This is a genomic window from Amycolatopsis stemonae (assembly GCF_054781455.1).
Map to the genome: position 1 here is coordinate 14,923 of NZ_BAAGUJ010000026.1, position 17,129 is coordinate 32,051.

The window sequence follows — 17,129 nt, forward strand, 5'->3', positions numbered from 1 at the left end:
TCTATAGGCCGGTCCTATAGTGGCTGGGTGGACCTGCGCCGATGGCACTACTTCGCCGTGCTCGCCGAGGAGATGCACTTCACCCGGGCGGCCGCGCGGCTGTTCGTGTCGCAACCGTCGCTGAGCCAGCAGATCCGGGCGTTCGAGGCGGAGCTGGGGGTGGCGCTGCTCGACCGGTCGGGTCCGCGCTTCGCGCTGACGGAGGCGGGCCGGGTCGCCGCGGCGGAGGCGCGAGAGCTGCTTTCGCGGTTGGACCGGGCCCGCGGCGTGATCGCGGCGGCGGGCCGCGGCGACGCCGGCCGGCTCCGGATCGCCTACACGCGCTCGGCACCCGGTCCGCTGGCCGGCGACCTGGTGGCGGCCTACCGCGCGGCGTTCCCGGACGTCGCGCTGGAGCTGGAGACGGGCTGGACGAGCTTGAACCTGGCCCGGCTGGCGGCGGGCGAGATCGACGTCGGGTTCGTGCGGCCGCCGGTGGACTTCCCGGGCGTCGAGACCGCGGTGGTCGGCTCGGAAGAGGTGCTGATCGCGGTGCCGTCCGGCCACGCCCTGGCCCGGCGGCGCGGACGGCTCCGGCGGACGTGGATCGCCTCGGAGCCGGTGGTGTTCTGGCCGCGCGAGAACGGGCCCGGCCAGTACGACGCGATCAGCGCGCAGGTCTGGCCGGAGGGAGTACCGCCGATCGTGCGCGAAGAGCCGGAGGACGAGCAGCTGATGCGCGCGGTCGCGGAGGGGGCGGGCATCGCGGCGGTCCCGGAGCACCGCGCGCGCGGGCTGCGACGTCGCGGGGTGGCGTTGCGGCGGCTGGAGGACCCGGTGCCGCGGATCGACCTCGGCCTGGCCTGGCGGGCAGGGACACCTTCGCCGGTGGTCCGCGCGTTCGTGGACCTGGCTGCGGCAGACCGGCTCAGCCGCAGGCCTTGAGGACCGCGTCCGCCACTTCGCCCAGGTGGGCCGCCGCACTGTGGCCCGAGACGATCCGGTCCGTCAGGTACGCGAACACGACCCGGCGGCCGGGGTCCGCCCAGGCGATGCAGCAGTTGCTGCCGTTGTGCCCGAACGTCTCCCGCGCGCTGAGCGAGCCCATCGGGCGGCCGACGCCGCCGAGCTGGAAGCCCTGGGCCCAGCGGATCCGCGTGCCGATCGTCCGGTCGACGACCGCGTCGCCCGACGGCCGGCGGGCCTCCGCGACCGCCGCGGGCGAGAAGCCGTCCAGCAACGCCTGGTAGAAGCGCGCGAGGTCGCGGGCCGTCGTCGAGATGCCCGCCGCCGGGATCACCGCGCGGCGGACGGCCCGGCGGTTCACCACCCGGGCGGTCAGCGGGCCGCCGAGCCCCCGGCCGCGGATCGGCACGTGCCGCGGCCACAGGGACGCCGGAAGCCCGAGGTAGGTGTCGGAAAGCTCCAGCGGCTCCAGGAACTCCGAGGAAAGCAGCGAGTCCGCCGGGACGCCGGTGACGCGGCGGACCAGCTCGCCGAGGATGTGGCCGAACACGATCGGCTGGTACGCGGCGACCGCGCCGGGCGCCCACCGCAGCGGCGCGCGCTCGATCGCGCGGATCGCGCGCGGCCAGTCGGTCATGGTCACCGCGTCGAGGGCGAAGCCGCGGGCCGTCGCGAAGCCCGACCGGTGCTGCAGCACCTGCCGGACCGTCACCGAGCCCTTTCCGCCGCCGGCGAACTCCGGCCAGTAGTGCGCCACCGGCGTGTCCAGGTCCAGGACGGCGCGGGCCGCCAGCTCGTGGACCAGCAGCGCGACGAACGGCTTGCTCGCCGAGAAGATCCAGAACAACGCGTCCGGCGGGCCGCCGACGCTCGTGTCGCACACCACCCGGCCGTCCCGCAGCACGCACAGGCTCGCCCGCGCGCCCCGGGCGCGCACCAGGCCGGAGGCTTCGATCACCCCGGCGAGGGTACCCGCGAGGCGTAAACTGGCCGCTGGACCCGAAGGGAATTTTCCCATGGCCACGCGCGAAATCACCGACCGCATCGCCGACCTGATCGACGAAGAGCACCGGCTCCGCAGAGAAGGCCTCCACCACGGCGGGCTGACCCCGGCCGAGCGCGGCCGCCTCAAGGACCTCGACCGCCAGCTCGACGCGGCGGTCGAGCTGCTGCACCGCCGCCGGGCGTTGTCCGTCTTCGACGACGACTGAGGCTCAGAAGAACCCTTCGCGCCCGCTGCCCGGCGTGACGCGGTGGCCGAGGTCGGCGCTGATCCGGTCCGCTGTCCGGACCACCAGCGGCACCACCTCCCGGCGCAACTTCTCGACGTCCGAACGCCCGCTCGACGTCGAGGACGCCAGCGCGGCCACGACCGCGCCGCTCGCGTCCCGCACCGGCGCCGAGACCGACAGCAATCCGTCTTCGAGTTCCTCGTCGACCAGGGACCAGCCCTGGTCCTGGACCGTCCGCAGCGCCTTGCGGAAGTCGGCCTCGCAGGTGACGGTCCGGGCCGTGAAGCGCGGCAGCCCGGCTGCCACCACCTCGTCGACCAGCGCCGGTGGCGCCCAGGCCAGCAGCACCCGGCCCATCGACGTCGCGTGGGCCGGCACGCGCGTGCCGATGGAGACGTTGATGCTCATGATCCGCCGCACCGGCACGCGCGCGATGTAGACGACCTCCGCGCCGTCCAAAGCGGCCAGTGACGCCGACTCGCCGGTCTCTTCGGCGAGGCTCAGCAGCCGCGGCTGGGCGGTTTCGATCATCCCGTGCGACGCCGAGTAGTGCTGGCCGATGCTCAGCACGCGCGGGGTCAGGGACCAGCGCGGGCCGTCGCCGCGGACGTACCCGAGCCGCTGCAGCGTGAGCAGGATCCGCCGCACCGCGGGACGGGAGAGGCCGGTCGCGGTGGCGAGCTCGGCGAGCGTCGGGTTCGCGCGCTCGGCGTCGAACGCCATCAGCACGGCGAAGCCCCGCTCGATGCTCTGGATGAAGTCGCGGTCGGTCTCCATCCCGTCATCCTCCCGTACCCGCCGTCTTGACAATGCGGACGCGCCGGGGGACTCTCCTTACCGTGTCCGCATAGCGTTCATCATGTACGCACAGCGTACAGGAGGGAAGAGCAATGACGCTCGACCAGCGCCAAGTCCGCGACGCCTTCGGCCGGTTCGCCACCGGCGTCACCGTCGTGACGTGCCGCAACGAGCGGGGCGAGCCCCACGGCGCGACGGTGAACGCGTTCACCGCCGTCTCGCTGGAGCCGGCCCTGTGCCAGGTGACGCTGACGCGGCGGTCGAAGGCCTGCCGCTACCTGGACGGCGCGCCGTTCGCGGTCAACGTCCTCGCCGCCGACCAGCTCGACACGGCGTGGCACTTCGCCGGCCGCCCGCAGGACCGGGCGCCGGACTGGGCCGAGGGCGTGGTGGCGCCGGTGCTGACCGGCACGGCGGCCACGATCTCGTGCCGCCCGTGGCGCCTCTACGACGGCGGTGACCACCTCATCGTCGTCGGCGAGGTCGAGCACCTGGAAACCAGCGACGCCGACCCGTTGCTGTTCTTCGCCGGCGGGTTCCGCGAACTCGGCCCGCGCGGCCACGCCCACTGGTCGGCCTCGGTCGACTGCCCCGACCTCGGCTGGTTCGGCTCGGCCGCCGACTTCGCCCCGCTCACCGCCGCTTCTCAGTAACCGACGAAGGGTTTGCCCGATGACCATCCAAGAGCAGGACGCACCCGCCGCGGTGCGCACCACCCGGCCGATGACCGGCGACGAGTACGTCGAGTCCATCCGCGACGGCCGCGAAGTGTTCATCTACGGCGACAAGGTCGACGACGTCACCACGCACCCCGCGTTCCGCAACTCGGTGCGGATGACCGCGCGGCTCTACGACGCCCTGCACGACCCGGAGCAGCAGTCCGTGCTCACCGCACCGACCGACACCGGCAGCAGCGGCTTCACCCACCCGTTCTTCCGCACGCCGAAGTCCCGCGCGGACTTGTTCGCCGACCGCGACGCGATCGTCGCGTGGGCGCGGATGACCTACGGCTGGATGGGCCGCAGCCCGGACTACAAGGCCGCGTTCCTCGGCACGCTGGGCGCGAACTCCGACTTCTACGAGCCGTTCGCGGACAACGCCCGGCGCTGGTACACCGAGTCGCAGGAAAAGGTCCTGTACTGGAACCACGCGATCATCAACCCGCCGGTGGACCGCGACCGCAACCCCGACGACGTCAAGGACCTGTTCATCCACGTCGAGGAGGAGCGCGACGACGGCCTGATCGTCTCCGGCGCCAAGGTCGTCGCGACCGGCTCCGCGATCACCAACTACAACTTCATCGCCCACTACGGCCTGCCGATCAAGAAACGCGAGTTCGCGCTGGTCTGCACGGTGCCGATGGGCGCGCCGGGGATGAAGCTGATCTGCCGCAACTCCTACTCGAACGTCGCGGACGCGACGTCGGGCCCGTTCGACTACCCGCTGTCGAGCCGGTTCGACGAGAACGACACGATCTTCATCCTCGACAAGGTGAAGATCCCCTGGGAGAACGTCTTCATCTACGGCGACGCCGAAAAGGCGAGCACCTTCTTCCCGGGCTCGGGCTTCCTGCACCGCTTCACCTTCCACGGCGTCGCGCGGCTGGCCGTCAAGCTCGACTTCATCGCCGGGCTGCTGATGAAGGGCGTGGAAGTCACCGGCACCAAGGACTTCCGCGGCATCCAGACCCGCGTCGGCGAGGTCATCGGCTGGCGCAACATGTTCTGGGCGCTGTCCGACGCGATGGCCGCGAACCCGGACGAGTGGAAGAACGGCGCGGTCCTGCCGCACCTGGACTACGGCCTGGCCTACCGCTGGTTCATGACGCTGGGCTACCCGCGCATCCGCGAGATCATCCTGCAGGACCTCGGGTCCGCGCTGATCTACCTGCCGTCGTCGGCGAAGGACTTCTCCTCACCCGAGATCCGGCCGTACCTCGACCAGTACGTCCGCGGCTCGAACGGCTACGACTCCGTCGAGCGCGTCAAGCTCATGAAGCTGATCTGGGACTCGATCGGCAGCGAGTTCGGCGGCCGCCACGAGCTCTACGAGCGCAACTACTCCGGCAACCACGAAGGCGTGCGCGCCGAACTGCTCTTCGCCGCGCAGCAGTCCGGCTCGGCCGAGGCGATGAAGGGCTTCGCCGAGCAGTGCATGGCCGAGTATGACCTCGACGGCTGGACCGTCCCCGACCTCTACAACCCCGGCGCCACCTCCCTTTCCCGCTGAGCGGAGGACCGAAGATGACCACCACCGACCACGCACCCACCGCGGCGGGCTCGGGCAGCTCCGCCAGCCAGGCCTTCCGCGCCGCCACCCGCGAGACCCGGGAGGTGCCGCCGGAGCGGGTCGACGAAGTCGCCCGCGCCGTCCTGCTCGGCGTGCACCAGGCCATCCGCGAGCACGACGTCACCTACCCGGAGTTCCAGGCCGCGAAGCAGTGGCTGATGGACGTCGGCGAGGGCGGCGAATGGCCGCTGTTCCTGGACGTCTTCGTCGAGCACGTCGTCGAGGAGGTCGCGGCGCGCACCCAGGACGGGACCAAGGGCAGCATCCAGGGCCCGTACTACCTGCCGGGCCAGGAGAAACTGCCGTGGCAGTCGGCGCTGCCGATGCGCTCGGACGAGAAGGGCACCCCGCTCGTCTTCACCGGTCAGGTGCGCGACACCGACGGAACCCCGGTCGCCGCGGCGGAGCTGGACATCTGGCACGCCGACGACGACGGCTACTACTCCGGCTTCGCCCCGGACATCCCGGACGGCAACCTGCGCGGCGTCGTCGTGAGCGACGGGCAGGGCCGGTTCGAGATCACCACGGTGCGGCCCGCGCCGTACCGGATCCCGACCGACGGGCCGACCGGCAAGCTGATCGCGGCGGCCGGCTGGCACGCGTGGCGCCCGGCGCACCTGCACCTCATGGTGCGCGCGCCCGGGTACCGCACGATCACCACGCAGCTCTACTTCCAGGGCGGGGAGTGGCTCGACAGCGACGTCGCCGAAGCCACCAAGCCGGAGCTCGTGCTCGACCCGCGGCCGGGGGAGGACGGCCGGCTGCGCGCGACGTACGACTTCGTGCTCGAACGCGCCTGACGTCCCTTCAGCCGAAACGAGGAGCGATGACCGACCTGGGGATCGAGCGTGTCGAGACGGTGCTGCTGGACGTGCCGCTGCGCCGTCCGCACCGCTTCGCCCGCACCGGCATGGCCGCGCAGCCGGTGCTGCTGGTGTTCGTCAGCACCCGCGGCGGCGCCGTCGGCGTCGGTGAGGGCGTGGTGCCGGGCGGGCCGTGGTGGGGCGGCGAGTCGGTGGAGACCATGCGGCTCGTCGTGGAGCGCTACTTCACGCCGGTCCTGCTCGGCCGCCGGGTGGACGACGTCGCCGGGATCCTGCGTGATCTCGGCGACGTCGTCGCGGCCAACCTCTACGCGAAGGCGGCGGTGGAGGTGGCGTTGCACGACGCCTGGGCCCGCGCGCTCGGGGTGCCGGTGCACACGCTGCTGGGCGGTCTCGCGCGGCGGTCGGTGCCGGTGACCTGGGCGCTGGGCACCGAGCCGGCGCCGGTCGTGGCCGACGAAGCCCTCGCGAAGCTCGACGCCGGGCACCGCAGCTTCAAGCTCAAGATGGGCGCCCTCGACCCGGCCGACGACGTCGCACGAGTCTGCGCGGTGGCCGAGAAGCTCGTCGGCGTGGCGAGCGTGCGGGTGGACCTCAACGCGCGCTGGGACCTGCTGACGTCGCTGAAGTACCTGCCCCGGCTGGCGGACGCGGGCGTCGACCTGGTCGAGCAGCCGGTGCCGGGCGCGGAGGTGGAGGCGCTCGCCGAGATCAACCACGCGCTGCCGATCCCGGTGATGGCGGACGAAAGCCTCCGCACCCCCGGCGACGCGCTGCGGCTGGCGCGCCTGCGCGCCGCCGACGTGTTCTCCCTCAAGACGACGAAGTCCGGTGGCCTCCGGGCGACGCGGGCGATCGCGGAGGTCGCCGCCGCCGCGGGAATCCCCTGCCACGCGGGGACTTCCATCGAAAGCCCGGTCGGCACGGCGGCGTCGCTCCAGCTGGCCTGCACCGCGCCGGCGGTGACCTGGGGGAGCGAGCTGTTCGGCCCGCTGCTGATGAGCGACGAACTCCTGACCACGCCGCTGCGCTACGAAGACGGCGAACTGCACCTGCCCGACGGCCCCGGCCTCGGCGTGGAGCTCGACGAAGGTGCGGTCCGCCGTCTTCGGCGGTCGTGATCAGGCGTGCCGCAGCAGGGCGCCGAAGCCTTCCCAGAGCTCGAGGCGCTCGTCCAGGACCACGACGTCCGCTCCGGTGGCGACCGCCGCGAACGGGATCGCCTCGTCGGCCCGGTGTTCCTCCGGTTCGGGCACGCCCAGGGCCTGCAGGCCGGCCTTGCCCACGGCCACCTGCGCCGGCTCCGGGCCGGTGAACACCGAGGTGTCGCCCGGCGAGCCCACCAGCAGCGTGGCCACGTTCGCCTCGTTCAGCGCCGTGGCCACGGCTTCGAGACCGCTGACGGCCAGCCCGGACTCGCGGCCGGACTCCGCCCGGAACGTCTCGGCGACGTCGTCGAGACCGGCGAGCCGACGGCCGGCCAGCACCTCGTGGACCTGCCGGTCCAGCTCGTCGCGCGACGAACCCGGGGCGCGGCTGGCGCCCTCGACCTCGGTGGTGATCCGGCGGACCGCCTCCGGCAGCCGTTCGTGGAGCGTGCTGCGGGCCTGCACTTCGCCGGCCAGGAAGACCACTTCGGCACGAATGCGTTCGGCGGCCTTGGCGACGTGCTGGGCGACCGCGTCGAGGTTCTGACGGGCGGTCTCGCCGATCTGCTTCTCGCGGTGGTCGGGACCGCTGCCACCCTGGACCGCGGGCGGATCTTCGCCGTCGATCGTCTCGGTGTGCGGCGCGCCGCGGCCGTGCTCGGTGACATCGGCGCCCACCTGGTCGGTGACGACGACGAGATAGGGCAGGGTGTCGGCTTCGTGCGTGGCGAGGGGCAGCAGGTACGGCAACGCGGAGAAGCGCGCCACCTGGGACGGCGGCGGTGCGGCCAGCCGCCGGTCGAGCAGGACCGAGCCGTGCGCGGCGACGATGCTGCGGCCGGCCTTGCCGACGGGCGGCTCGCGGTCGCGTGCGGCCCGCAGGACGGCGTCGATCGTCGCCTGGTCGGCGTGCTGGTCGCTCAGGGCCGCTTCGACCTCCTTCAACCGGAGTTCGAGCTGTTTCGCGGCGTCCTCCGTGTCGTGCGACTCGTCGAAGTGCACGGACGCGAACGGCCCGCCGGCCGTGGTCAGATCGCGCAACGCGGATGTGTCCACAGTGGACTCCCTTCAGCGGTGGGTCGGCAGGAGCTCCTGCAGTTTCGTCTTGATGCCCTGGGTGACCAGGTGCCAGGCGTTCGGGTCGCCCTTGAGCACCGCTTCGGTCATCGACTTCAGCTGTTCGGTCGTGGCGTGCGGCGGGATCGGCGGCACCTCGGGGTCGCACCGGACGTCGAGCACGGTCGGCACGCCGGAGCCGAGCGCCGCGGTCCACGCGTCGCCGAGCTGGTCGGGGTCGTCGACCGGGATGCCGCGCAAGCCGATGCCGCGCGCGAAGTCCGCATAGGACACTTCGGGCAGTGACTGGGACTGCTCGAACTTCGGCGCCCCGCCCATCGCGCGCAGCTCCCAGGTGACCTGGTTGAGGTCGCCGTTGTGGAAGACGCAGACGACCAGCCGCTGATCGGCCCACCGCTCGCGGTAGCGGGCGATGGTGAGCAGCTCCGCCATGCCGTTCATCTGCATGGCGCCGTCACCGGTCAGCGCGACGACCGGGCGGTCCGGGTGGGCGAACTTCGCGCCGATCGCGTACGGCACCGCCGGGCCCATGGTGGCCAGCGTGCCGGACAGCGACGCGCGCATCCGGCCGCGGATCCGCAGGTTGCGGGCGTACCAGTTGGTGGCCGAGCCGGAGTCGGCGGTGACGATCGCGTCGTCGGGGATCCGCTCGGACAGCTCGTGCACGATCCGCATCGGGTTGACCGGGTCCGCGGTCAGCATCGCCTGCCGTTCGACGGTCTCGTTCCACTCGGTGACGTTGTGCGCGATCTTGCCCTGCCACGACGTGTCGGTCTTGCGCTCGAGCAAGGGCAGTAGCCGCTCGAGGGTGGCCTTGGCGTCGCCGAGCAGGTTCACCTCGGTGGGGTAGCGCAGGCCGAGGAACCGCGCGTCGACGTCGATCTGGACCGCCCGGGCCTGCCCGAACTCCGGCAGGAACTGGGAGTACGGGAAGCCGGAGCCGATGATGACCAGCGTGTCGCAGTCGCGCATCAGCTCGTAGCTGGGCCGGGTGCCGAGCAGGCCGATCGAGCCGGTCACGTACGGCAGGTCGTCGGGCAGGACGTCCTTGCCCAGCAACGCCTTCGCGATCCCCGCACCGGTCAGGTCGGCCAGCTCGCGCAGCTCGGTGACGGCGTTGCGGGCGCCCTGGCCGACGAGCACGGCGACCCGCTCGCCGGCGTTGATCACCGCGGCGGCGCGCGCGAGCTCGTCGGCGGGCGGCACGACGCTCGCCCGCGGGTGGAACGGCGGGCTTGAGGGCACGTGCTTGAACGCGTGCTTCGGCGCTTCGTACGGTTCTTCCTGCAGGTCGGCCGGGATGATCACGGCGGTGGGTGCCCGCTGCGCGATGGCCGTCCGGATCGCCCGGTCGAGCGCGTTCGGCAGCTGCTCGGGCACGTTGACCTCGACGAGGTACTCGCTCGCGACGTCCTTGAACAGCGCCTGCAGGTCGACTTCCTGCTGGTAGCTGCCGCCCATCGCGCTGCGCGCGGTCTGCCCGACGATCGCGACGACCGGGACGTGGTCGAGCTTCGCGTCGTAGAGGCCGTTGAGCAGGTGGATCGCGCCGGGGCCGGAGGTCGCCATGCACACGCCGGGCCTGCCGCTGAACTTCGCGTAGCCGACGGCGGCGAAGGCGGCCATCTCCTCGTGTCGCGTTTGGACGAACCGGGGCGAGTCATCCGCCTTCCCGAACGCGGTGACGAGGCCGTTGATCCCGTCCCCGGGGTAGGCGAAGACCTGGTCGACGTCCCATTCACGCAGTCTGGCCAGCAGGTGGTCCGCAACGGTGTCGCTCATGCCCGGCGGTTACCGCCCGTGCCGGCACGCTAAACGTCGCCGAGCACCGTCCGCACCGCCGCGACCACGTCCGGGTGGCCCAGGGGCAGCGGCGGGGGCACCCGGTCGTCCGGGCGCTCGGTGGTCGACGCGATCAACCGCACGTCCGTGCCCGTCTCGCGCACCCGCGACACGACCTCGTCGTGCTCGCCCAGCCAGTTTTCGTTGGCCTGTTCGGCGTCGCCGGAGGGGAGGAAGGCGTCGGAGGCCGGATCGACCAGCAGCAGCCGCGCGGCCGCGCCCGGGTGGCGTTCGACGAGCTGCAGGGCGTCCGCCGCGAACGGGCCGCTCGCCACGACGGTGATCTCCGGTTCACCGGGACCGGCGTCACCCATCAGGTCGTCGGCTTCGGAGAGGGCCCCGCCGGCGGGCACGCGGCACCAGAAGATCCCGCGCCGGTCGGCGAGCGGCCGCCAGGTGGCGGGCAGCTCGCCGTGCTTCGCGGCGCCGGCCGGGTCCAGGACGATGACCTTGGGCCCGGCCGGGTCGCCCGCCGTGACGACGGACGGGCCTGCGGACCGCAGTGGTTCGGCGGGCATCGGAAGTCCTCTCAGTGGCGGGGTAGTTCGGGGGAGTCGGTGTCGAGGGGCACCGAGCCGGAGCGGACCAGTCCCAGCTGGACGGTCTGGCGGCCGGCGAGGCGCTCCAAGATCCAGTCGGCGGCCGTGCGGACGCGGTTGCCCGGCATGGCGAACAGGTGGTACGCGCGCGTCACCGCCTTGGCCGGGAGGCCGGACAGCGGGATGTGCAGCGGGTTCGCCGCGGCGGCGCCCGCGCCGAGGTCGACGACGAAGCCGAGGTCGTGGTGGCGGTAGGTGCCCGGCGTGCCGTACCCGAGCGACGCCGCGACGTTGCGGCCGGCGAGCTTGCCCTGGCGCTCGGCGTGCTGCGCGGTCATCGCGGTGTACTCGCCGGGGCGGGTGAGGTCGGGGACGGCCGCCGCGTCCCCGGCGGCGAACACGTCGTCCCGGCCGGGCACGTTCAGCCGTTCGGTGACGACCAGCCGGCCCTTCGCCGTTTCGAGCCCCAGGTCGGCCACCAGCGGGTCCGGCCGCACGCCGACGCACCACATGAGAGTGCGGGTCGGCACCGCCTCGCCGGTGGTCAGCGTGACGCCCTTGGTGTCGGCGTGGTCGACCGAGGTCTTCATCAGCACTTCGACCCCGCGGGCGCGCAGCACCTCGTCGGCGGTCCGCCCGAGCCGCTTGCTCAGCTCGGGCAGCACGCGCTCGGCGACGTCCAGCAGCAGCCAGCGGACCTTCTGCCCGGTCAGCTCGGGGTGGCGCGCGACGAGGGCGTCGGTGAACGCCGGCCCCTGCGCGGCCACCTCGGTACCGGTGTAGCCGGCGCCGACGACGACGAACGTGCAGCGCGCGTCGCGTTCGGCGGGGTCTTCGGTCGCGGCGGCCAGCTCGATCTGGCGCGTGATGTGGTCGCGCAGGTACAGGGCTTCGGGCACGCCGCGGAACCCGTGCGCGTACTCCGGCACACCCGGGATGGGCAGCAGCTTGTTGACGCTGCCCGCGGCGAGCACCAGCCGGTCGTAGCGGATCCGGTGCTCCTGGTCCTCCGGATCGGTGTACGTGACGTCGCGGGCGTCGAAGTCGACCCCGGTCGCCGTGCCGAGCACCAGCCGGACGCCCGGCAGCGTGTCCGGGATCGACACGGTCACCCGCCGGGGGTCGAGGATGCCGGCCGCGACCTCGGGCAGGAGCGGCAGGTAAAGGAAGTAGTCGGTCGGGTTGAGCACGACGATTTCGACGTCTTCACCGGCTTCTTTGCGCAGGCTCTTCGCGGCGTGATATCCGGCGAAGCCGCCGCCGACGATCAGGACACGCATGGATCTCCTTCCGGGCCGGATGGCCGTCTCCGCCGATTACCCGAGTTCGGGGCCGGGAAACCCGCGGGGTTGACCTGTGGGCGCAGGGGCGTACGGTCAGGGGTGTTGGCTGTTGTTCAGACACGTGCTCCGGTCAGCGCCCCTGAACTCTGCGTATTAGGGAGCGCAATGCACTGCTTTCGCACGATCGAAGAACCGTCGGGCTTGACCTTCACCACCGTGGAACGGCCGGGCGGCATCCGCGTCATCACTTTGGTGGGTGACGTCGACGCGGCCACGGTGGGCACGCTAGACGAAGCCCTCGCCACGGGCGAGCGGCTGGTCGTCGACCTCAGCCGGGTGGCCTTCCTCAGCTGCGCGGGCGTCCGCTCGCTGCTGGACGCGCACGCGCGCGCCCGGTGCGCCGTCGTCGTCTCCGGGCACGCCGTCTCGCGTTCGCTGGAGGCCACCGGCGCCGACCGGCTGCTGGAGATCCACCCCCGCCTCGGCGGGGCGATCGCCGAGCTGACCCCGGTGCCCGAGCCCGGCCGGGAGGCGTGACCGCACGGCGGTCCCGCCCCCGGCCGTCCACTGTGGACTGACGCCGCCGGCTCAGTCGTCGGGCCACTCCCCGGTGGCCTTGCGGTAGCCGACGGCGCCCGCCCGCTCGGTCGCGGCCTTGACCGCGGCGAAGATCGCGCCCTGCACCGCCGCCGCGATGATCACCTGCTGCCAGGTGTAGTCGCGGTCGGTGGCGTCGGGCGCGTCTTCTTCGCCCGCCACGCGCTTCCAGACCTGCTTGAAGGCCTGGCCGGCGAGCACCCCGCCCAGGGCGCCGATCACCCAGCTCAGCGGCTTGTACACGACCTTGTTCACGATGCGTTCCTCCGGCGCAGGATCAGGCGGATCACGACCAGCAGGCCCAGCACGCCGGCGAAGACCGGCACCGGGTTGCTCCGGACGACGTCGGCGCCCTGGCGGAACTTCACCGCGGTCGGCTCGTTCGTCACGTCGGCGACCTTCGCCGTCGCCTGGTCGAGCTTTTCGTCGACGTTCTCCTTGACCCGGGTCTTCACGTCGAGCTTCTGCCCGAGCGCTTCCAGGGTCTCCGTCAGCTCTTGCCGGGTGGTGTCCCGGTCGAGCCGCGCCTCTTCGGCGTCCTTGGGGAAGTCCCCGTTCATGAGCGCACTCCCTGTTTCACGGTGTCGACGTCTTCGCGGACCCCGCCGATGGCTTCTTCGGGCACCGGCGGAACCCCCTGCTTGACTTCCTTCTTGCCGACGAGCGCCGAGATCCCGGCGACCACGAACAGCGCGACCGCGACGATCACCGCGGCCAGCCAGCCGGGGACCACCAGCGCCAGCGCCAGCACGGCGGCCGCGACCAGCGTGCCGGCGCCGAACAGCGCGAACAGGCCCGCCGCGCCGAACAGCCCGGCACCGAGGCCCATCTTCTTCCCCTTGCGCTGCAGTTCGAACACCGCGAGCCGCATCTCGTCCCGCACGAGCCGCTTGACCTCGGCGGTCAGGTCGTTGACCAGCTCGCCGACCGGCCGGTCGGCGGCGGGCTTTCGGTTCACTTCTTCGATCACGGAACACCTCCTTGTCTGACTCTCCGTGTACCCGGCGTCGCCGTCGCCAACCACGCCGGGTTTGACCGGTCCGAGCCCGGGTAGCCGCAGTGTTCCCACCGACGAGGAGGAGTGCATGAGCACGATCACCGAAATCGTGGACGTGGAAGTCCCCGTTTCGACGGCGTACAACCAGTGGACGCAGTTCGAGGAGTTCCCGAAGTTCATGGAGGGTGTGGAAGAGATCCGCCAGACGGACGCCACCCACACCCACTGGGTGACGCGGTTCGGTGGCGTGACGCGCGAATTCGACGCGACGATCACCGAGCAGCACCCCGACGAGCGGGTCGCCTGGACGTCGGACTCCGGTCCGGACCACGCGGGCGTGATCACGTTCCACCGGCTCGACGACGCCCACACCCGGGTGACCGCCCAGATGGACATCGACCCCGAGGGCTTCGCCGAGAACGTCGCCGACAAGCTCGGCGTCCTCGACCGCCGCGTGAAGGGCGATCTCAAGCGCTTCAAGGAGTTCATCGAACAGCGCGGCCACGAGAGCGGCAGCTGGCGCGGTGACGTGGACCGGCCGGGCCGGTAACTCACGTGGGTGACACGGCGGGGCGGGCACCGTCCCGCCGTGTTTCGCGTCCACGGGCCTCGGGTAGGCCGCCAGCATGACCACCACAGCCGAAGTCCCCACGATCGAGCTGAACAACGGCGTGCGGATCCCGCAGTTCGGGTTCGGCGTGTTCCAGATCCCGCCGGAGAAGACCGCCGGGGCCGTGCGGACCGCGCTCGACGCCGGCTACCGCCACATCGACACGGCCCAGATGTACCGGAACGAGGAGGGGGTCGGCGCGGGCGTCGCGGAGTCGGGGCTCGCACGGGAAGAGGTGTTCGTCACCACGAAGCTGGCGAACGACGCGCACGGCCACGACAACGCCATCACCGCGCTCGAAGGCAGCCTGCGCCGGCTCGGCTTCGACTACGTGGACCTGTACCTGATCCACTGGCCGTTGCCGGACAGGGACAGTTACGTCCGGACCTGGGAAGGCTTCGAAGAGATCCTGCGGGCGGGCAAGGCCCGCGCGATCGGCGTCTCCAACTTCCAGCCCGCGCACCTCGACCGGCTCGCCGAAGAGACCGCGACGGTGCCCGCGGTCAACCAGATCGAGCTGCACCCGGCGCTGCAGCAGACGGAGCTGCGTGCCTACCACCGGGCGCACGGCATCGCCACGGAAGCGTGGAGCCCGTTGGCCCAGGGGGAAGTCCTCGACGACCCGGTCCTGGCCGACCTGGCGGAAAAGCACGGCCGGACCGCCGCGCAGGTGGTGCTGCGCTGGCACATCCAGCTCGGGAACATCGTGTTCCCGAAGTCGGCGTCGCCGGAGCGGATCCGGCAGAACATCGATGTGTTCGGCTTCGAGCTGGACGACGAAGACATGACGGCGATCGGAAAACTCGACGACGGCAGGCGCACCGGCCCCGACCCGGACACGTTCACCGGGTGACGACCGCGTTTCCGTGCGCGACCTCCCGGGTATTTCCCCCGGAGAGGTCCCCCAGGAAGGAGCGTCCGGCATGTCCACCAACGCGTACCTGTCGTTTCTCGCGATCGGAGTGGCGCTGGTCCTGATAGACGGGCAGATCATCTACCGCAGCGGCCGCCGTTACCTCGAGAACTCCTACGGCGACCCCGCGGCCGGCGCTTCGATGACCCGGCTCGTCACGGTGTTGTTCCACCTGGCGACGCTGGGCGTGCTGGCGCTCGTCTCGACCATCGACATGGGCGGCAGCGACCTGCCGGGCGTCGTCGCGCGCCTCGGCGTGCTGCTGCTGATCCTCGCGCTGGCCCACGCCATCACGATCGCCGCGCTGGCCCGCATCCGCGGCGAGCAGGAGGTCGAAGCGGTCGTCCAGCGCGGCGGCCGCCAGCGTGTCGAGCCCGAACAGCAGGGCACGACCGTGACGCCGGTGCCGGGGCAGGAAGGCCGTTACCCGGCCGCGAGCCCGTCGATCGAAGACCGTTACCCCTACACGGCCACCTGAGCCGAACGCGTGGCGAGGGCGGCACTTTCCCACCGGAAGGTGCCGCCCTCGGCCGTGTCCGGGGTCAGTGGTCGGAGACCGGGAGGTCGATCTCGGTGTGCCGGGTCGCGAGGGTGCGCGCCAGGTCGGCCAGCTTGACGTTGAGGTCCTGGGACGTGCGGCGCAGCACGTCGAAGGCTTCGTCGGCGGTGATGCCGCGGCGCTGCATCAGGATGCCCTTCGCCTGGCCGATGACGTCGCGGCTGTCGACCGCGCGGCGCAGGTGCGCCGTCTCCAGCTCGGCCGCGGCCACCGCCTCGGTGTGGGCCAGCGCCAGCGACGCGTGGGTCGTCAGCAGCAGCGCCAGGTCGATGGCCCGCGCGTCGAACGCGCCCGGCCGGCTGGAGTAGACGTTGAGCGCCCCCGACCGGCCGGTCGGGCCGGCGTCCGGGAGCAGGGCGGTGGCCAGGACCGCGTGGTAGCCGTGCTCGGCCGCACCCGGGCCGAACGACGGCCAGCGCGGGTCGCGCGCGAGGTCCTGCGACCAGGCGAGAGCCGGGCCGTCCGGGCGGGACGACTCGACGCACGGGCCTTCGCCGTGCTCGTACTGCAGCTCGTCGATCCGCACCGCGACGGGGTCGGTCTCCACCGGCGTGTGGTAGCGGCCGTCCGGTTCCCGCATGGTGACGCTGACCAGGTCGGCGTCCGGGATGATCGCGCTCGCGGCGCCGACGACGAGCCGCAGCACCCCGCCGACGGTCGGGGTGACGTCGAGCAGGGTCCGGGTGAGCTCGGCGAACTGCCGCGCCAGGGGACCCGCGTGGTGGTCACCGGGCTGCCCGAACCGTGCTCGGTCCCGGGCCCATTCGTCTTCGCCGATGGTCATGCTTCTCGTCGTCCTCCGCTCCGGTCAGGCCTCCATTCAACCCGCGCCGGAGCTCGCCCGCACCACCGTCAACCGGGTGTGTCGGCTTCGCGACGCAACGCGGCCCGCACGCGGTCGACCAGGCCCGGTCCCGGCCACAGCTGGTCGGCCTGCGGCAGCCGGTCGGCCAGGTCCGGGTGCGGCAGCCGCGGCGCCGCGTCCCGGGCATCGAGGACCTGCCGGCCGAGCTCCGTCCGCCGCTCGGGGGAACACGTGAGCCGGACCTGGCGCACCGCCGCCGGGCCTTCGTCGCGGACGTGCCGGCGCACGGCGCGGATCACCGCGCCCAGCAGCCGCTCGAACCGCGGCTCCTGGGGGCCCGCGGCCTCGAGCTGCCGCATGACCCGCTCGGCCTCGGCGAGGTCGCCTTCGCCGTCGACAAAGGACTCTTCGGCGACGGCGTGGCGCACCAGCTGCGCGACCAGGTGGTCGGCGAGGTCCTTGCGGTTCTCGGGGCTGCCCTGGCCGAGCTCGAGCTCGGTGCACAGCCGGTCCAGCTCCCGGTGGTCGCCGGCGAGCACGGTGGTCAGGTCGGTTGCGGGCTGGCTGCCGTTCATGCACGCTCCTGGTCCGGACTCGGGATTTCCCGGTCGGATACCCGCTGCTCGCGCGCCGAATCCCGTGTCGGCCGGGGGCCGTCCGGGTATCCGTGC

Annotated in this window: 21 protein-coding genes; 10 read left to right on the top strand and 11 right to left on the bottom strand. The window is 72.2% G+C overall.

Translation table 11 applies throughout. From position 1 onward, the window contains the following. The first annotated feature begins 27 nt into the window (after window positions 1-27). The gene (locus tag ACYVLJ_RS45895) at window positions 28-924 is read left to right on the top strand and encodes a LysR family transcriptional regulator (protein ID WP_451988457.1); all 897 of its coding nucleotides are present in this window, start codon (window positions 28-30) and stop codon (window positions 922-924) included. Here ACYVLJ_RS45895 and ACYVLJ_RS45900 read toward each other — a convergent pair. Beyond that, the gene (locus ACYVLJ_RS45900) at window positions 908-1,903 is read right to left on the bottom strand and encodes a serine hydrolase domain-containing protein (protein ID WP_460443440.1); all 996 of its coding nucleotides are present in this window, start codon (window positions 1,901-1,903) and stop codon (window positions 908-910) included. The two genes, ACYVLJ_RS45895 and ACYVLJ_RS45900, sit on opposite strands and share 17 nt — an antisense overlap. Window positions 1,904-1,961: 58 nt before the next feature. Between ACYVLJ_RS45900 and ACYVLJ_RS45905 the strand changes: the two genes are divergently transcribed. Next, a complete protein-coding gene (locus ACYVLJ_RS45905; protein ID WP_451988455.1) occupies window positions 1,962-2,156 on the top strand; it encodes a DUF2630 family protein in 195 nt (64 codons plus the stop codon). A gap of 3 nt (window positions 2,157-2,159) precedes the next feature. Here ACYVLJ_RS45905 and ACYVLJ_RS45910 read toward each other — a convergent pair whose 3' ends face one another. Beyond that, window positions 2,160-2,954: an IclR family transcriptional regulator gene (locus tag ACYVLJ_RS45910; protein WP_460443441.1), complete on the bottom strand. Its 795-nt coding sequence runs from the start codon at window positions 2,952-2,954 to the stop codon at window positions 2,160-2,162. Between the two features lie 113 nt (window positions 2,955-3,067). Between ACYVLJ_RS45910 and ACYVLJ_RS45915 the strand changes: the two genes are divergently transcribed. From ACYVLJ_RS45915 to ACYVLJ_RS45930, 4 genes are read left to right on the top strand one after another with little or no spacing between them, the layout of a single operon-like run. Then, on the top strand, window positions 3,068-3,628 hold the full coding sequence (locus ACYVLJ_RS45915; RefSeq protein ID WP_451988453.1) for a flavin reductase family protein: 561 nt from the start codon (window positions 3,068-3,070) through the stop codon (window positions 3,626-3,628). Window positions 3,629-3,647: 19 nt separating this feature from the next. Continuing rightward, a complete protein-coding gene (locus ACYVLJ_RS45920) occupies window positions 3,648-5,204 on the top strand; it encodes a 4-hydroxyphenylacetate 3-hydroxylase family protein (RefSeq protein WP_460443442.1) in 1,557 nt (518 codons plus the stop codon). Between the two features lie 14 nt (window positions 5,205-5,218). After that, window positions 5,219-6,064 carry a catechol 1,2-dioxygenase gene (catA, locus tag ACYVLJ_RS45925; protein WP_460443443.1) on the top strand — a complete coding sequence of 282 codons (846 nt, stop codon included), beginning with the start codon at window positions 5,219-5,221 and terminating at the stop codon, window positions 6,062-6,064. A 26-nt stretch (window positions 6,065-6,090) separates the two neighbouring features. Then, window positions 6,091-7,209 carry a muconate/chloromuconate family cycloisomerase gene (locus tag ACYVLJ_RS45930; RefSeq protein ID WP_460443444.1) on the top strand — a complete coding sequence of 373 codons (1,119 nt, stop codon included), beginning with the start codon at window positions 6,091-6,093 and terminating at the stop codon, window positions 7,207-7,209. Here ACYVLJ_RS45930 and ACYVLJ_RS45935 read toward each other — a convergent pair whose 3' ends face one another. Genes ACYVLJ_RS45935 through ACYVLJ_RS45950 form a run of 4 tightly spaced genes read right to left on the bottom strand, consistent with a single transcriptional unit; the run spans window position 7,210 to window position 11,974 of the window. Next, the gene (locus ACYVLJ_RS45935) at window positions 7,210-8,292 is read right to left on the bottom strand and encodes an Rv2629 family ribosome hibernation factor (RefSeq protein WP_460443445.1); all 1,083 of its coding nucleotides are present in this window, start codon (window positions 8,290-8,292) and stop codon (window positions 7,210-7,212) included. Window positions 8,293-8,304: 12 nt separating this feature from the next. Continuing rightward, window positions 8,305-10,095, bottom strand: coding sequence for a pyruvate oxidase (locus tag ACYVLJ_RS45940; protein WP_460443446.1), 1,791 nt, complete (start codon window positions 10,093-10,095; stop codon window positions 8,305-8,307). A 29-nt stretch (window positions 10,096-10,124) separates the two neighbouring features. Further along, a complete protein-coding gene (locus ACYVLJ_RS45945; protein ID WP_460443447.1) occupies window positions 10,125-10,673 on the bottom strand; it encodes a hypothetical protein in 549 nt (182 codons plus the stop codon). 11 nt (window positions 10,674-10,684) lie between these two features. Continuing rightward, a complete protein-coding gene (locus ACYVLJ_RS45950; protein ID WP_451988446.1) occupies window positions 10,685-11,974 on the bottom strand; it encodes an NAD(P)/FAD-dependent oxidoreductase in 1,290 nt (429 codons plus the stop codon). A 168-nt stretch (window positions 11,975-12,142) separates the two neighbouring features. Here ACYVLJ_RS45950 and ACYVLJ_RS45955 point away from each other — a divergent pair, with 168 nt between their 5' ends. Then, a complete protein-coding gene (locus tag ACYVLJ_RS45955; RefSeq protein ID WP_460443448.1) occupies window positions 12,143-12,514 on the top strand; it encodes an STAS domain-containing protein in 372 nt (123 codons plus the stop codon). Window positions 12,515-12,565: 51 nt separating this feature from the next. Here the strand turns inward: ACYVLJ_RS45955 and ACYVLJ_RS45960 are convergent, their stop codons facing one another. Genes ACYVLJ_RS45960 through ACYVLJ_RS45970 form a run of 3 tightly spaced genes read right to left on the bottom strand, consistent with a single transcriptional unit; the run spans window position 12,566 to window position 13,544 of the window. Beyond that, window positions 12,566-12,829: a DUF4235 domain-containing protein gene (locus tag ACYVLJ_RS45960; protein ID WP_451988444.1), complete on the bottom strand. Its 264-nt coding sequence runs from the start codon at window positions 12,827-12,829 to the stop codon at window positions 12,566-12,568. Further along, entirely contained in the window at window positions 12,826-13,134 is a 309-nt protein-coding gene (locus tag ACYVLJ_RS45965) for a DUF3618 domain-containing protein (RefSeq protein WP_451988443.1), read from the bottom strand. Before ACYVLJ_RS45965 ends, ACYVLJ_RS45960 begins: the two co-directional genes overlap by 4 nt. Further along, window positions 13,131-13,544 (bottom strand): phage holin family protein, encoded by a 414-nt coding sequence (locus tag ACYVLJ_RS45970; protein WP_460443449.1) that lies wholly within the window; start codon window positions 13,542-13,544, stop codon window positions 13,131-13,133. The genes ACYVLJ_RS45965 and ACYVLJ_RS45970 overlap by 4 nt, the downstream gene beginning before the upstream one ends. Before the next feature lie 115 nt (window positions 13,545-13,659). Between ACYVLJ_RS45970 and ACYVLJ_RS45975 the strand changes: the two genes are divergently transcribed. The 3 genes from ACYVLJ_RS45975 to ACYVLJ_RS45985 all read left to right on the top strand — a co-directional run bounded on the left by ACYVLJ_RS45975 (window position 13,660) and on the right by ACYVLJ_RS45985 (window position 15,572). Next, window positions 13,660-14,121: an SRPBCC family protein gene (locus tag ACYVLJ_RS45975; RefSeq protein WP_451988441.1), complete on the top strand. Its 462-nt coding sequence runs from the start codon at window positions 13,660-13,662 to the stop codon at window positions 14,119-14,121. A gap of 76 nt (window positions 14,122-14,197) precedes the next feature. Further along, entirely contained in the window at window positions 14,198-15,034 is an 837-nt protein-coding gene (locus ACYVLJ_RS45980) for an aldo/keto reductase (RefSeq protein WP_451988440.1), read from the top strand. Between the two features lie 70 nt (window positions 15,035-15,104). Then, the gene (locus ACYVLJ_RS45985) at window positions 15,105-15,572 is read left to right on the top strand and encodes a hypothetical protein (RefSeq protein WP_460443450.1); all 468 of its coding nucleotides are present in this window, start codon (window positions 15,105-15,107) and stop codon (window positions 15,570-15,572) included. 64 nt (window positions 15,573-15,636) lie between these two features. Here the strand turns inward: ACYVLJ_RS45985 and ACYVLJ_RS45990 are convergent, their stop codons facing one another. Together ACYVLJ_RS45990 and ACYVLJ_RS45995 are read right to left on the bottom strand one after the other, a co-directional pair. Next, window positions 15,637-16,437, bottom strand: a complete 801-nt coding sequence (locus ACYVLJ_RS45990; RefSeq protein WP_451988438.1) for an ANTAR domain-containing protein — start codon at window positions 16,435-16,437, stop codon at window positions 15,637-15,639. 68 nt (window positions 16,438-16,505) lie between these two features. Then, entirely contained in the window at window positions 16,506-17,033 is a 528-nt protein-coding gene (locus ACYVLJ_RS45995) for a hemerythrin domain-containing protein (protein ID WP_460443451.1), read from the bottom strand. Between the last annotated feature and the right edge of the window lie 96 nt (window positions 17,034-17,129).

Bases quoted from the DNA above. Each gene is read 5' to 3' on its own strand.
- ACYVLJ_RS45920 (WP_460443442.1), top strand. From the start codon at position 3,648: ATGACCATCCAAGAGCAGGACGCACCCGCCGCGGTGCGCACCACCCGG.
- ACYVLJ_RS45985 (WP_460443450.1), top strand. From the start codon at position 15,105: ATGTCCACCAACGCGTACCTGTCGTTTCTCGCGATCGGAGTGGCGCTG.
- ACYVLJ_RS45945 (WP_460443447.1), bottom strand. From the start codon at position 10,673: ATGCCCGCCGAACCACTGCGGTCCGCAGGCCCGTCCGTCGTCACGGCG.
- ACYVLJ_RS45995 (WP_460443451.1), bottom strand. From the start codon at position 17,033: ATGAACGGCAGCCAGCCCGCAACCGACCTGACCACCGTGCTCGCCGGC.
- ACYVLJ_RS45940 (WP_460443446.1), bottom strand. From the start codon at position 10,095: ATGAGCGACACCGTTGCGGACCACCTGCTGGCCAGACTGCGTGAATGG.
- ACYVLJ_RS45910 (WP_460443441.1), bottom strand. From the start codon at position 2,954: ATGGAGACCGACCGCGACTTCATCCAGAGCATCGAGCGGGGCTTCGCC.
- ACYVLJ_RS45975 (WP_451988441.1), top strand. From the start codon at position 13,660: ATGAGCACGATCACCGAAATCGTGGACGTGGAAGTCCCCGTTTCGACG.
- catA (WP_460443443.1), top strand. From the start codon at position 5,219: ATGACCACCACCGACCACGCACCCACCGCGGCGGGCTCGGGCAGCTCC.
- ACYVLJ_RS45980 (WP_451988440.1), top strand. From the start codon at position 14,198: ATGACCACCACAGCCGAAGTCCCCACGATCGAGCTGAACAACGGCGTG.
- ACYVLJ_RS45955 (WP_460443448.1), top strand. From the start codon at position 12,143: ATGCACTGCTTTCGCACGATCGAAGAACCGTCGGGCTTGACCTTCACC.
- ACYVLJ_RS45915 (WP_451988453.1), top strand. From the start codon at position 3,068: ATGACGCTCGACCAGCGCCAAGTCCGCGACGCCTTCGGCCGGTTCGCC.
- ACYVLJ_RS45930 (WP_460443444.1), top strand. From the start codon at position 6,091: ATGACCGACCTGGGGATCGAGCGTGTCGAGACGGTGCTGCTGGACGTG.
- ACYVLJ_RS45990 (WP_451988438.1), bottom strand. From the start codon at position 16,437: ATGACCATCGGCGAAGACGAATGGGCCCGGGACCGAGCACGGTTCGGG.
- ACYVLJ_RS45950 (WP_451988446.1), bottom strand. From the start codon at position 11,974: ATGCGTGTCCTGATCGTCGGCGGCGGCTTCGCCGGATATCACGCCGCG.
- ACYVLJ_RS45905 (WP_451988455.1), top strand. From the start codon at position 1,962: ATGGCCACGCGCGAAATCACCGACCGCATCGCCGACCTGATCGACGAA.
- ACYVLJ_RS45965 (WP_451988443.1), bottom strand. From the start codon at position 13,134: ATGAACGGGGACTTCCCCAAGGACGCCGAAGAGGCGCGGCTCGACCGG.